At 70.7% G+C, this 13,312-nt stretch carries 10 protein-coding genes; 2 read left to right on the forward strand and 8 right to left on the reverse strand.

All coding sequences use genetic code 11. From position 1 onward, the window contains the following. Window positions 1-123 precede the first annotated feature (123 nt). The 5 genes from ACWDA7_RS40165 to ACWDA7_RS40185 all read right to left on the reverse strand — a co-directional run bounded on the left by ACWDA7_RS40165 (window position 124) and on the right by ACWDA7_RS40185 (window position 7,863). Window positions 124-3,414, reverse strand: coding sequence for a S8 family peptidase (locus ACWDA7_RS40165; RefSeq protein ID WP_450611396.1), 3,291 nt, complete (start codon window positions 3,412-3,414; stop codon window positions 124-126). Window positions 3,415-3,586: 172 nt separating this feature from the next. Further along, window positions 3,587-4,270, reverse strand: a complete 684-nt coding sequence (locus ACWDA7_RS40170) for an ABC transporter ATP-binding protein (RefSeq protein ID WP_359411152.1) — start codon at window positions 4,268-4,270, stop codon at window positions 3,587-3,589. A 119-nt stretch (window positions 4,271-4,389) separates the two neighbouring features. Then, entirely contained in the window at window positions 4,390-5,847 is a 1,458-nt protein-coding gene (locus ACWDA7_RS40175; RefSeq protein ID WP_450611398.1) for an ABC transporter permease, read from the reverse strand. A gap of 182 nt (window positions 5,848-6,029) precedes the next feature. Next, complete coding sequence (locus tag ACWDA7_RS40180) at window positions 6,030-7,274, reverse strand: L,D-transpeptidase (protein ID WP_450611400.1); 1,245 nt, start codon at window positions 7,272-7,274, stop codon at window positions 6,030-6,032. Window positions 7,275-7,509: 235 nt separating this feature from the next. Next, window positions 7,510-7,863, reverse strand: coding sequence for a hypothetical protein (locus ACWDA7_RS40185; protein WP_450611402.1), 354 nt, complete (start codon window positions 7,861-7,863; stop codon window positions 7,510-7,512). Window positions 7,864-7,973: 110 nt separating this feature from the next. Between ACWDA7_RS40185 and ACWDA7_RS40190 the strand changes: the two genes are divergently transcribed. Beyond that, the gene (locus tag ACWDA7_RS40190) at window positions 7,974-8,279 is read left to right on the forward strand and encodes a hypothetical protein (protein WP_359411144.1); all 306 of its coding nucleotides are present in this window, start codon (window positions 7,974-7,976) and stop codon (window positions 8,277-8,279) included. A gap of 87 nt (window positions 8,280-8,366) precedes the next feature. Here the strand turns inward: ACWDA7_RS40190 and hutH are convergent, their stop codons facing one another. From hutH to ACWDA7_RS40205, 3 genes are all read right to left on the reverse strand, one after another. Beyond that, window positions 8,367-9,905 (reverse strand): histidine ammonia-lyase, encoded by a 1,539-nt coding sequence (gene hutH / locus ACWDA7_RS40195; RefSeq protein WP_450611413.1) that lies wholly within the window; start codon window positions 9,903-9,905, stop codon window positions 8,367-8,369. An 86-nt stretch (window positions 9,906-9,991) separates the two neighbouring features. Continuing rightward, the gene (locus ACWDA7_RS40200; RefSeq protein ID WP_450611404.1) at window positions 9,992-11,131 is read right to left on the reverse strand and encodes a diguanylate cyclase domain-containing protein; all 1,140 of its coding nucleotides are present in this window, start codon (window positions 11,129-11,131) and stop codon (window positions 9,992-9,994) included. Between the two features lie 105 nt (window positions 11,132-11,236). Continuing rightward, the gene (locus ACWDA7_RS40205; RefSeq protein ID WP_450611406.1) at window positions 11,237-12,043 is read right to left on the reverse strand and encodes an enoyl-CoA hydratase/isomerase family protein; all 807 of its coding nucleotides are present in this window, start codon (window positions 12,041-12,043) and stop codon (window positions 11,237-11,239) included. Window positions 12,044-12,274: 231 nt separating this feature from the next. On the opposite strand from ACWDA7_RS40205, the gene ACWDA7_RS40210 reads away from it, so the two are divergent. Next, on the forward strand, window positions 12,275-12,883 hold the full coding sequence (locus ACWDA7_RS40210; RefSeq protein ID WP_450611408.1) for a hypothetical protein: 609 nt from the start codon (window positions 12,275-12,277) through the stop codon (window positions 12,881-12,883). Window positions 12,884-13,312 lie beyond the last annotated feature (429 nt).

The raw sequence follows: 13,312 nt of genomic DNA on the forward strand, positions 1-13,312 counted from the left end.
AGGCAGGCATCGACGCCACGAAGAAGTGGCCCGAGGAGGGGTACACGAGGGACGGGGGCTGGCCCGACATGGTCCTGTCCGACCCGGAGACGGCCTGCTTCCGGCGGGCCGTCCGCTATCGGCTTACTTCGCGTAGAACGCGTTGTAGATCGAGATCGTCGACTTGTTGCCCTTCTTGTCGGCGATCTTGGCGTGGAACGACAGACCCTGGCCCTTCGCCGGGTTCCGGTAGGTGATCTTGCCGTTCTTGACCGTCAGCTTCGTCCAGGTCCTGCCGTAGTCGTACGACACCCACACGCCCAGCGACTGCAGGTTGCGGCCCGCGGCCGAGCCCTGGACGGTGACCGGGATCGTGACCTTCTTGCCGGCCGCGACCCGGCTGTCGAGGCCGGTGGCGGCGCCGAAGCGGACCGAGGAGGTGGGCAGCCTGGCGCTGGTCTTCTTGGACTTGAACGTCCAGCTCGCGTCGATGCGGGTGGACGCCGCGGCGACCTTCACGCTGCGGATGACCGAGGTCGTCAGCTTGTACGTGGCCTCACCGGACGGCACCTTGAAGGACTTGGCGCCGAACAGCGGGTCGTCGTTGGAGCCGACCTTGGCGCCGTTGCGGTACAGCGTCGTCTTCACCGACATGAAGTCCGAGGAACCGGCGTGCGACTGGCTGTCCGCGAACAGCGGCAGATAGCCGTAGATCTCGTTGCCGTCGCGGAAGAGGCCGTACTCGGAGGTGACCAGCGGCCCGAACACGGCCGTGTTGAAGGTCCTGGTGTAGCTCTTGCCCGGCTTGTAGGTCTCGACATTGCCGAGCGTGTAGTACGCCTCGGGGATCGGCAGGCCCTGCGGGTCCTTCTTGCCCCCGAACTGCGAGAAGTCGAGCAGCCACTCCACCGCGTTGCCGGTGGACACGTACAGCGTGCGCGTGCCGCGCAGCTTCTGCTCGACCGGGGAGTTGAAGGCGAAGTCGTTCGTCAGGAAGCCGTAGAGGCCGACCGCGCCGGTCTTCCCGCTGGAGGCGGAGCCGAGGTTCACCTTCAGCGTGGCGAGATCGCCCGGCTTGTAGTGCTGGACGTGCACGCCTTCGAGCTTCTTGACATTGGCCCCGGTGAAGACGTCGTACTCGGCGGCGTCACCCTTGGTCCACTGCCCGAACCAGCTCTGGGACAGACCCGAGGAGACCGCCGGGCCGACGTGCGCGACCCTCACGTCCTGGAAGGACGGCGCGAAGATGCCGCCGCCGACTCCCGCCGGGTCGTAGGTGTAGGAGACCATCCCGGACAGCGGCTTTGCCGACGCGTCCGGCACCGTGATGTCGGCGGGCTGGGCCTTGGTCAGGTCCAGGGTGACCGTGGTGTCCTTGGTGACGCTCAGCTGGGGCTGGACCAGCCAGTCGGCGCCGCCCTCGATGGAGGTCGGGTCCTTCACCGAGACGGAGTCCAGCGCGTAGGTGCCCTTGGGCACCCGGACGGTCACGGTGTCCGCGCTGCTCTGCGACGGGTAGTCCCGGCCGTCGTCGGCTGAGGTGTTGAAGAGGTCCGTCAGATGAACGGGCGTCTGCCCCTCACGGTTGACGTACTTCAAGGTGACGTCGTACGACTCCGCCTCGCGCTCCACCGCCGCGGCCGTGCGCACGCTCTGGCCGCCGCCGGTCGCCGTCACGTACGCCCCGTACGAGCCGTCCGCGCTGCCGCCCAGCTTGGAGTTGACGCTCAGCGGGACCGTTGCGGTGCCGCCCGCCGGAACGGTGACCTTCGTCGCGCCGAGCGCGAAGAAGCCGGCCGGCGCGGGCCGGCCCGTGGGGCCGGTGGCCGTCATCGAGAGCGAGAGGGTGACGGCGGTCTTGCCGACGTTGCGGTACGTCACCTGCTTGGTGACCGGCGTGTCATCGGTGTGCGGCCAGCGCGCGACGCCGAAGCTCACGGACGACGGGTCGGCGAGCACGGTCTGCTTGATCGCCTTGTCCACGGCGATCCGGCCCGAACCCTGCTGGAAGGGGGTGTAGTTGCCGCCCTTCGCGGAGCCCGTCAGCGCCGACTTCAGCTCGGCGAACGTCCAGTCGGGGTGCTCCTGCTTGAGGATGGCGGCGGCGCCCGCGACATGCGGGGTCGCCATCGACGTACCCGAGATGGTCAGGTAGCCGGCCGGATTCTCGCCGACCTCCTTGTCGATGAGGCTGCCGGGCGCCGCGGCGGCCGTGATGTTCACACCGGGGGCGGTGACATCGGGTTTGATGGCGCCGTCGAGGCCGGGGCCGCGGCTGGAGAAGGACGCCAGCTTGTCGTTGTCGTCGACGGCGCCGACGGTGAGCGCGTCGGCCGCGCTGCCCGGCGAGCCGATGGTCCGGTCGCCGAGCTCGCCGTCGTTGCCCGCGGCGATGGCGAACAGGATGCCCTTCTGCTCGGAGAGCTTGTTCACCTCGGCCTCGAGCGGGTCGATGTCGGGCGTGTCGATGCCGCCCAGGCTGAGGTTGACGATGTCGGCGCCCTGTTGGGCGGCCCACTCCATGCCCGCGAGGATGCCGGAGTCGTCGCCGTAGCCGTCGTTGTCCAGGACCTTGCCGCTGATTATCTTGGCGCCGGGCGCGACGCCCTTGTACTTGCCCTTCGACTTCGCGCCCGTACCGGCCGCGATGGACGCCACATGCGTGCCGTGGCCGACCTTGTCGGCGGTGGTGGCGGCGGTCGAGAAGTTCTTGGCCTCGATCACCTGGCCCTTGAGGTCCGGGTGGTCGCCGTCGACACCGGTGTCCAGTACGGCGATCTTGACGCCCTTGCCGTCGTATCCCGCCGCCCAGGCCTTGGGGGCACCGATCTGCGGCACCGACTTGTCCAGGCTGGCCTTGCGGACACCGTCGAGCCAGACGTGCGCGACGCCCTGGGCGGCGGTGTCACCGTTGGTGAGGGCCTTCCACAGCTCGGCCTGATTCCGCTGGGGCGTCTGCACCGCGTCCGCGTTCAGGGACTTCAGGGTGCGGCGGAGCGTGCCCGCCTCACGGACGTCCGCCTTCGCGGAGTTCGCCGTGCCCTGGTAGCCGACGATGACCTTCAGGCCGTTCTTCTGATCCTTGCGGGTGCGGGCCGTGTTGAGCTCGGTGACGTCGAACAGACGCCGGTCGAGCTTGCCGTTGGCTATCAGGCCCGCCGCGTCGGCCGGCACCACATAGGTGTGCCCCTCGGCCTTGCGGACCTGAACCAGGACGTTCTCGCGGCCCTTGGCCCGCTCGAGTCCGACGACGCGGCCCTTGGCGTCGACGACGACGCGGTCGCCCGTGATCAGGGTGATGCGGTGCTGGGCCGAAAAACCGGACGCGGCCGTGCGCGACGTGCGCTCCGGCTTCGCCGACGCCGGGCTGGTCATACCCGCCGCCAACGCCACGGCGGCCGCCGTGGCGACGGTCGCCGCGCATGCTCTTTTCACTTGTCTGCGCAAAACTCCCCCTGGAGATGAGGTACCGGGCGAATTCCCCGTTCACCCGGCCGGGGGTAGTTCCGCACACATGCACGTCAACCCCCCGGACTACGCAGTATGCCGGGGGGTTGATCGCTGCCTCAATAGAGGGAGGGATAACGAGTTGGGGCGCCCGCGGGGGCTATGAGACCGCGTTCTCCTTCACGGTGATCCTGCCCTTGCGGATCGTCGCGAGGCGCGGGGCCTTCTTCGCGATCGTGGAGTCGTGGGTGACCATGATGAAGGTCAGCCCGCGCTCCTTCCACATGCGCTCGAGCACGTCCATGATCTCGTCGCGCATCGACTCGTCAAGGTTTCCGGTGGGTTCGTCGGCGAGGAGCACCTTCGGCTGCTTCACCAGCGCGCGGGCGATCGCGACACGCTGCTGCTGACCACCCGACATCTCGCCCGGCAGGTGCCCGAGCCGCTCGCCGAGTCCGACGGATTTCAGCGCCTCGACGGCCCGTTCGCGCCGCTCCTTGCCCTTCAGGCCGAGCGGGACGAGGGCGGTCTCGACGTTCTCCTGCGCGGTGAGCGTCGGGATGAGATTGAAGGACTGGAAGACGAAGCCGATGTTCTCGCTGCGCACCTTGGTGAGCTTCGCCTCCGAGAGCCTGGCGAGGTCGACGCCGTCGAGTTCGACCTGGCCGGCGGTCGGCTTGTCGAGTCCGCCGAGCATCTGCAGCAGTGTGGACTTGCCGCCGCCGGTGGGGCCCTGGATGACCAGCCGGTCGCCGTCGCCGATGGTGAGGTCGACGCCGTCCAGGGCGTTGATGGTCTCCTTGCCCCGCGTATAGCGCTTGGTGACGCCTCTGAGTTCGTACATGGGTCCAACTCCTGGGAATGGAAGTGAGATCGTGGCCGCGTACGCGGGAGGGCCGAAGGGGTGCGCGGGTGCGCCCCGGATGCGGACCGCGCTCGGCGACGAGGGGTGCGGGGCGGGTGCTACTCGACGCGGCGCAGGGCGTCCGCCGGGCGCAGCCGGGAGGCACGCCAGCCGCCGAAGGCGCCGGCGATCAGACCGCCGGCCACCGCGAGGGCGACCGCGAGGGCGATGGTGGTCGCACTGACCGGTGCGGTGAGCGCCACCTCGAGGGTCTTCGCGGCCCGCCGGCCGGGGCCTTCGAAGCCACCGCCGCCGAAGCCGCCGCCACCACCACCGAAGCCGCCGCCACCGCCGCCGCCGAGCTGGGCCTGCAGCGTGGGGCTGATGGCGGTGACGGCGTACGCGCCCGCCAAGCCGAGCGCGATACCGAGGACACCGCCGACCAGGCCGTTGACGACGGCCTCGCCGACCACCTGCCGGGTCACCCGGCCCGACTTCCAGCCGAGCGCCTTGAGCGTGCCGAACTCGCGCACCCGGCGCGAGACCGCCGAGGAGGTGAGCAGGCCGGCCACCAGGAACGCGGCCACGAGCACCACGATCGACAGCCACTTGCCCACGTTGGTGGCGAGGCTGGAGGCGGTGGACAGCGAACCGGAGACCGTGGAGGCGAGGTCGGAGGAGGTGGTGACCGTCGTCCCCGAGATGTTCTTCTGGATGGTCTTCTTGACGGCCGCGATCTGCTGGGAGTCGGTCGCCTTGACGTAGATCGTGGTGACCTTGTTCTTCGAGTCGGCGAGCGTCTGGGCCTGCGTCAGCGGGATGTAGAGGTTGGCGGCCGAGTCACCGCTGTCGGCCGTGGCGATGCCGATGACCGTGAACTTGACGCCCTTGATGGTGACCGTGCCGCCGACCGCGAGCTTCTTCTCCTTGGCGTACGCCGAGTCCGCGACGACGACCGCGGCGTTCGTCTCGGACGTCTTGAACGTACGGCCGCTGGTGATCTTCGAGGAGGTGAGCGGGCCGAGGGCCGGCTTGGTCACGTCGGTGCCGTAGACCGAGTAGTTGTTGACGTCGAAGTTGGCGCCGCCGCCTTCGACGCGCCCCTGGGGTCCGCCGAATCCCCGGCCGCCCTGCCGGCCGCCGTTCTGGTCCTGCTTGAACTGACCCTGTGTGAACTGACCGCTGATCTTGATGACCCGAAGGCTGAGTCCGCCCACGGCGCCCGAAACACCGCTCTGCGAGCCGACCTTGCCGACCGTGCTGCTCGCCAGGGTCTGGAAGCCCTGGACCATCACACGGTCACTGCTCTGGGTGTCCTTGGAGTCGTTGCCGCGGGCGTCGAAGTTGAAGCGCGGCCCCTGTGAGCCGCCCGACGGGGGCGCGGCCGCCTTTGTGACGGTCATGTCGGTACCGAGTCCGTACAGAGACTGCAGAACCTCGTCCTGTGCCTTCCCCATGCCGGAGGACACGGAGTTGACCACGATGACCAGAGCGATGCCCAGAGCGAGCCCGGAGGCGACGACGAGGGCCGCCTTTCTCCGGCGGCGCAGTTCGCGCCTCAGGTAGGTGAAGAACATGGCCGCAAGCTAGAGACGCACCCTGATGAACCCATAAACCGGACATAAGAGAACGATGAGAAGCCTGTGCCCGGCCTCGGCGCCGCGGTGAGAGGGCCTGCGAGAGGACCGAGGCGCCCGCCGCCCCAAAGGGGTCGGCGGGCGCCTGGGTGAAGTGGGGATGAGGCGCGGGGCCCTCCGGGTCAGATGGCCGATCCGGCCTTCCACTGGGCCCAGTTCATGTTCCAGCCGTTGAGGCCGTTGTCAGGAGAGACGGTCCGGTCGCCGGTGTTCTGGACGACCACGACGTCACCGACGATCGAGTGGTTGTAGAACCACGCGGCCGGCGTGTTCGGGTCGTTCGCGCCCTTCTTGTCCTGCAGGCCCACACAGCCGTGGCTGGTGTTGACGCTGCCGAAGACGGACGGGGCACCCCAGTAGTTGCCGTGGATGAACGTGCCGGAGGTGGTCAGCCGGATGGCGTGCGGCACGTCCTTGATGTCGTACTCGCCCTTGCCGTCGGAGTCCTTGAAGCCGACCGTGGCGCCGTTCATGCGGGTCTGCGTGAACTTCTCCGACATCACCATCTGGCCCTGGTAGGTGGTGTGGTCGGGGGCGCCCGCCGAGACGGGGATGGTCTTGATGGTCTTGCCGTCCTGCGTGACCTTCATCTGCTTGGTCTTCGCGTCGACGTAGGAGACCTGGTTGCGGCCGATCTTGAAGGTGACCGTCTTCTGCTGCACGCCGTACACACCGCTCGTGCCCTCGACGCCGTCGAGGTCGAGCTTCATCGTGACGGTGGAGCCTGCCTGCCAGTACTGCTCGGGACGGAAGTCGAGCCGGTTGGCGCTGAACCAGTGCCCGACGACGTCCTGGCCGCTGCTGGAGGTGACGGTGATCCCCTTCTGCACGGCGGCCTTGTTGGTGATGGCCTTGTCGAAGTTGATCGAGACCGGCATACCGACGCCGACGGTCGAGCCGCTCTCCGGCGTGAAGTTGCCTATGAAGGAGTGGTCCGGGGCGACGGTCGTGAACGAGGCGTTCTCGTGGGCGTCGCGGCCCTCGGAATCCTTGGCGGTCGCGGCGACTTTGTAGGTGGTCGCCCGCTCCAGCTGACCGCTGGGCGCCCAGCTCATCTTGTCCGCGGATATCTGCCCGGCGACGGCGGTGCCGGACGCGGTGGTCATGGTGACCCCGGTGAGGGTGCCCTTGCTGACCGTCACCTTGGCCGCGTTGTTGATGGAGGCGTTGTCCGAACCGTCTGCTGGGGTGATCTTGATATCTGCCTCGGAGGCCTTCCTGGCGGCCGCCTCGTCGGCCTTGGCCTGCGAGGTGGACTCGCCGCCGCCGGCCGCATCTTTGCCCCCGCTGCACGCGGTGAGCACGAGCATTCCGCCGAGCAGTGCGGACGCGGTCGCCAGACCCTTGCGCCGCTTACTGTTCGTCATCACACACTTCTCCATCGTTGCCGAATCCCCAAAACCCCGAGAGCCCCCGCGAGAACCATCAACGCTACGACCGGTCGGCTCCGTTCCACATACTTGCGATGTGTGGGCCGTACCACGTTGGTGCGACGGGTGCGCATACCGCCCCCGCGTCGCCAGCGAGGCGGGAAACACCTTTTAAGACGACTGAACCCCGGGCGTCGGTTGCCGCCCGGGGTCACGATTTTCCCAAGACACGTCAGCCGAGTCGGACCTCCTCGTCCTCCTCGTCGTCGTCCGGTTCATCGTCCTCGCCGAATGCCCAGTCCGGCGACTCCGGGTCGTAGTCGATCTCCTCGCTGCTCCAGGACGCCTGGGCGACCTCGACCCCCGGCACGTCGCTGACCAGGTAGGACGGGTCGACGAGGTACGCCAGGGCCTCGGCTGTGTCTTCCGTCACAGCGCTCTCCGTATACGCGCGTTCGCCCTCGGGCATGTCCGAGTCGTCCGCGATCCGGCTCAGCGCGCTCTTGGCGACGGCGTCCGCGTCGCCGACCTCGACGACCAGCTCCACGCGAAGCCGGACAAAACGTGATGTCTCAGAAGTGCTCATGGCGGGCAGCGTACGGCCCGGAGAGGGCGCGACTTTCCCACGACCCGCGCCTTTCACTAGCATCGCCCCAGACGGCCAATTCGCAAGCGCCACAGGGGGATCGGTATTTCGTGTCCGCCGCACGTCGATCGACGTCCACCGCACGCCGGACGTTGCTGACCGCCACCGCCGCAGGGAGCCTGCTCGGGGCCCTGTGGTTCGTCCCGTCCGCCAACGCGACCACGCACACCTCCGGACAGCAGAGCACGGCGTCCACCCGGGCCTCCGAGGAGACGGGCGTCACGGACGCGGGCACCCAACTGGCCGACACCGGAAGCGTCGACACGACGCCGTACGTGGTGGGAGGCACCCTCTTCCTGTGCCTGGGGGCCGGCTTCGTCACGTACTCGGTGCGCCGGGAGCGCATGGAGTTCTGATCCGCCCGCCGCACCCGCGAGGCGCCCGGCCACCGGGGCCCCGCCCGACGGCAGGACCCCGGTCGCCGTTCCCCCGGCGGAGTACGCCTAGCGCAGCGCGCCGGTGACCGCCTCCACGGCCGCGACCAGTCCGCCCTCACGCACGAAGGCGTCCGCGGCGGCCAGGTCGGGAGCGAGGAAACGGTCCGGACCGGGCCCCTGGGCGCCCGCCCCGCGCAGGGCCGCGATCGCCGCCCCCGTGGCCGGAGCCGGGGTCAGGCCCTCGCGGAGTTCCACGGCCCGGGCGGCCGCGTACAGCTCGATGGCCAGGACCCGGGTGAGGTTGTCCACCGCGGTGCGCAGCTTGCGCGCCGCCGACCAGCCCATGGAGACGTGGTCCTCCTGCATGGCGGAGGACGGGATCGAGTCGGCGGAGGCGGGCACGGCCAGCCGCTTCATCTCGCTCACCAGCGCCGCCTGCGTGTACTGGGCGATCATCAGACCCGAGTCCACGCCCGCGTCGTCCGCGAGGAACGGCGGCAGGCCGTGCGAGCGGTTCTTGTCGAGCAGGCGGTCGGTACGGCGCTCCGCGATCGACGCCAGGTCGGCCGCCGCGATCGCCAGGAAGTCCAGGACGTAGGCCACCGGGGCACCGTGGAAGTTGCCGTTGGACTCGACCCGTCCGTCCGGCAGCACGACGGGGTTGTCGACCGCGGAGGCCAGTTCGCGCTCGGCGACCATGCGGGCGTGGGCGAGGGTGTCCCGTCCTGCGCCCGCGACCTGCGGGGCGCAGCGCACCGAATAGGCGTCCTGGACGCGCGGCGCGTCGTCCTGGTGATGGCCCGTCATGCCCGAATCCCTCAGCACGGCCAGCATGTTCGCGGCCGAGGCGCCCTGTCCGGGGTGCGGGCGGATGGCGTGCAGCTCCGGCGCGAGCACCTTGTCCGTGCCGAGCAGCGCCTCCAGCGACAGAGCCGCCGTCACGTCGGCCGACTTGTACAGCTGCTCCAGGTCCGCGAGGGCCATGATCAGCATGCCGAGCATGCCGTCGGTACCGTTGAGGAGCGCGAGGCCCTCCTTCTCGTGCAGTTCGACGGGGGCGATGCCGTGCTCGGCGAGGAGTTCGGCGGCGGGCCGGACGACCCCGTCGGGTCCTTCCGCCTCGCCCTCGCCCATGAGCGTCAGCGCACAGTGGGACAGCGGCGCCAGGTCGCCGGAGCAGCCGAGCGATCCGTACTCGTGCACGACCGGCGTGATACCGGCGTTGAGTATGTCGGCCATGGTCTGCGCCACCTCGGGGCGGACACCGGTGTGCCCGGAGCAGACGGTCTTCAGCCGCAGGAACATGAGCGCCCGCACGACCTCGCGCTCCACCCGCGGGCCCATTCCGGCCGCGTGCGAGCGGACGATGTTGCGCTGCAACTGGATGCGCAGTTCCGCGCTGATGTGCCGGGTGGCCAGCGCACCGAACCCGGTACTGACCCCGTACACAGGGTCCGGCTTCGCCGCCAGTGCGTCCACGATCTCGCGGGCCGCCGTGAGGGCCGCCACGGCCTCCTGGGAGATCTCGATCCGGGCGTCCGCGCGCGCCACGGCGAGAACGTCGGACGCGGTGACGCCGGACGTTCCCACCACCACAGTGTGCATATCCATATTCAGGAGCGTACGCAGTGAATTCAATCGTGTCACTAGTGGATGGCGGGTTGACCCCTTACCGGAATCCGCGGCCCGTCTCAGTGGCGTCCGCGGAACCGGCGGCGCTCCCCGGTGGCCGGCGGCGGTGTGTCGGCCAGGCGTACGACCGGGTCGTCGGGCCCCTCACGGCCCGCGACCACGGGCTTGGCGGAACGCAGGGCCTTGGCCCGGTACTGGGCCGCGTCGGCGAGCCGGAACAGCCGGCGGGCCGAGCGGACGGTGCCGATCCGGTCCTGGGTCGAGGCCACCCCGCAGGCCACCCCGTCCCCGAACTCCAGCTGCGCGGCACGGCGGCAGATCTCGTCCGCGACCCGCACGACCTCGTCGGCCGGCGGGCCGACCGCGAGGAGGCAGAACTCGTCGCCGCCGAGCCGGGCGACCAGGGCACCGGGCAGCATGGCGCCGCACAGCGAGAGAACCGATCCGAAGCGCTCCAGCAGCCGGTCGCCGACGGCGTGCCCGCGTGTGTCGTTGACTCGCTTCAGCCCGTTGACGTCGCAGACGACGAGGGAGACCGCGACCCCGTCGGCGCGGTGCCGTTCGATCGCCTCGTCGAGGCGTGCGTCGACGGCACGGCGGTTGGCGAGCCCGGTGAGGGCGTCGGTGAAGGCGAGCCGCCGGGCCTCCTCCAGGCGCTCGGTCTGGGCGATGCCGGCGGCGACGACGGAGGCGAGGACGGTGGCGAAGTCGGCGTCTGCGTCGCCGAAGGCGGGGGCGCCGGCCTCGCGGGCTACGTAGAGCTCGCCCCAGGCGAGGCCGTGCAGCAGCACGGGCGCGACGACGCAGCAGCCGCGCCCGCGCCTGCGCAGGGCGGCGACCCGCTGGTGGCAGTACCCGGCATGCCCCGTGGCCGGGCCCTGAGCGGTCTCCACCCAGGCGCTCGGCCCGCCGCCGCCCGCCCAGCGCTCGTGCAGGAACTCGGTGATCTCCGGGAACTGGTGCACGGGGTAGGTCTCGTCCTCCGGGAACTCCTCCTCATCGGACGCCCGCTGCCCCACATTGACCAGGACCCGCAGCCGTCCGCGCTCGCGCTCCCAGACGGAGAGCGCGGCGAAGCTCCCCCCGAGTGCCCGGCACGCGCCGAGCGCGGCGGCCCGCCAGGCCTCCCGCGGGTTGTGCGCCGCCGCCATCCCCTGCGCCAGCGCCACCACGGCCGCCAGCCGACTGTCCTCACCCACGACTACAGGCTAGGGACGATCAGGACAATGTGAGACATCAGTGCGGCGATCAGGGTGCGGGCCACGCCGCCGCCGGGGCGGCGCGGCTCCGGGGTCACGCGTGGATCACTCGCCCGGCCACTGCGGGCTGCGCTTCTCGTTGAAGGCCGCCACACCCTCCGCGCGGTCCCCGGAGAACGCAACCGAGCGCCACGCGGCGTCCTCGACTTCGAGCCCGGCCCGCAGATCGAGGCCGTGGCCGAGCCGCAGGGCACGCTTCGCGGCGCGCAGGCCCACCGGGGAGTTCGCCGCGATACGGGACGCGAGGGCGAGCGCCTCCTCCCGGTCCCGGCCCTCCGGCACGAGCTCGTCGACCAGACCGAGCTCCCGTGCCTCGGCCGCCTCCAGGCGCCGCGCCGTGAAGATCAGCTCCGCGGCGCGCGCCGCGCCCACCCGGCGGGGCAGCAGCTGGGTACCTCCGCCTCCCGGGATCACCCCGACGGAGACCTCGGGCAGGCCGACCACCGCGGTGCGGTCCGCCACGATCAGATCGCAGGACAGCGCCAGCTCGAAGCCACCGCCCAGCGCGAAGCCGTGCACGGCGGCAACGGTGGGCATCGGCAGCTCCAGTACGCCGGTGTACGCGGCGCGCGCGACCGGACGCTGGCGCACGAGGTCGGCGTCCGTGAAGGAGTTGCGCTCCTTGAGGTCCGCCCCCACGCAGAACGCCCGCTCGTGCGTCGAGGTCACGACCGTCACCCGGGCGTCCCGGTCGGCGGCCAGATGCGCGCACGCCGAGGCGATCGAGCGGGCCATCTCCGTGGACACCGCGTTCATCGCCTTGGGCCGGTCGAGCGCCAGCTCCGCGACGTACCCGTGCCGCCGTACGACGACGTGCTCGCCGAACCGCCGCCCGTCCTCCTGCTCCGCCATGACACCCTCCCGGTTAACGCGGGTTAACTACCGATGTCCCGATCATCGCAGCCGAAGCGACCCGGTGAAAGCCGCCACGAGCCGCCGTCGAATGCGGGCTATTTACGACCACTCCTCCTCGTTCGAGTGACATCCGGGCCGTCTCCTCCTCACCTGCCCGCAATCGCCACATAATCTGCCCACCGCTGCGGCGCATTGGGGGAGTGCGGGGCGCACACCGGGGAGGACTGGATGACGACGGACACGACCACCACCGAAACGACCGGGACGACCACGGCACCGCAGAATGCCGCGGCGCCCCGACTGTTCCGTCCAGCGGGCCGGCACCGCAAGCCCCGGCCGCGGCGGGTGGTTCTCCTCGCCGTCGGCGGGATCGCGCTCGCGGCAGGGGGTCTGAGCCTCATCCGCCTGGCGCCGGAGGGGGCGACGGCCGGGGGCGGGATGGCGGCGGCCGAGCCCCGGATCGATGCCACGGACACGGCGGTGACGGTCGAGACGACCCTGCCGCACACGAAAGGCGCGAGCCGCTCCGCGACGACGATCACCCGCGCGGCGAGGCCGGCCTCCGCTCCGACGGCCGACCTCCGGCCGTCGCGGTCCTCGTACTCACACACCGCACGGGCCACCGACCCCACGACCGGTATGCCGGAAGCACCCTGGACCCCGACGGCCTCCCGTTCGTCGCACCCGCCGCAGGCCACGACGCCCTCCGCGTCGTGGCCCACGCCGACCGAGCCCCCGGACCCCACCACACAGGCGCCCTCGCCGTCCCCGGACCAGCCGGGCCTGTGCGTGCCGATCATCGGCCTGTGCGTGGGCCTGCCCGGCTCCGGCGGCTGACCGAGCCGTACGAGACGAGACCGCCCCCGCCCGGGGACGACCGGCCATGTACGGGCCCCAGCCGGGACCCGCCGGTCGACTCGGTGCCGATCCCCGACCCGCACGTGCGACTGCCCGCCCCGGCGGCGGACCGAACCGTACGGAACGAGACCGCCCCCGCCCGGGGACGACCGGCCAAGTACGGCCCCACCCGGGGCCCGCGGTCGACTCCGTGCCAATCACCGACCCGCACCTGCGCTGCCCGCGTCCGGCGGCGGACCGAACCGTACGAGGCGAGACCGACCCCACCCGGGGGACGACCGGCCAAGTACGGCCCCACCCGGGACCCGCCGGTCGACTCCGTGCCAATCACCGACCCGCACCTGCGCTGCCCGCGTCCGGCGGCGGACCGAACCGTACGAGGCGAGACCGACCCCACCCGGGGGACGT

This window comes from Streptomyces sp. NPDC001156 (genome assembly GCF_053598275.1).

Coding starts and splice junctions, on each gene's coding strand:
- ACWDA7_RS40170 (WP_359411152.1), bottom strand. CDS start 4,270: ATGTACGAACTCAGAGGCGTCACCAAGCGCTATACGCGGGGCAAGGAG.
- ACWDA7_RS40175 (WP_450611398.1), bottom strand. CDS start 5,847: ATGTTCTTCACCTACCTGAGGCGCGAACTGCGCCGCCGGAGAAAGGCG.
- ACWDA7_RS40180 (WP_450611400.1), bottom strand. CDS start 7,274: ATGACGAACAGTAAGCGGCGCAAGGGTCTGGCGACCGCGTCCGCACTG.
- ACWDA7_RS40185 (WP_450611402.1), bottom strand. CDS start 7,863: ATGAGCACTTCTGAGACATCACGTTTTGTCCGGCTTCGCGTGGAGCTG.
- hutH (WP_450611413.1), bottom strand. CDS start 9,905: ATGCACACTGTGGTGGTGGGAACGTCCGGCGTCACCGCGTCCGACGTT.
- ACWDA7_RS40205 (WP_450611406.1), bottom strand. CDS start 12,043: ATGGCGGAGCAGGAGGACGGGCGGCGGTTCGGCGAGCACGTCGTCGTA.
- ACWDA7_RS40210 (WP_450611408.1), top strand. CDS start 12,275: ATGACGACGGACACGACCACCACCGAAACGACCGGGACGACCACGGCA.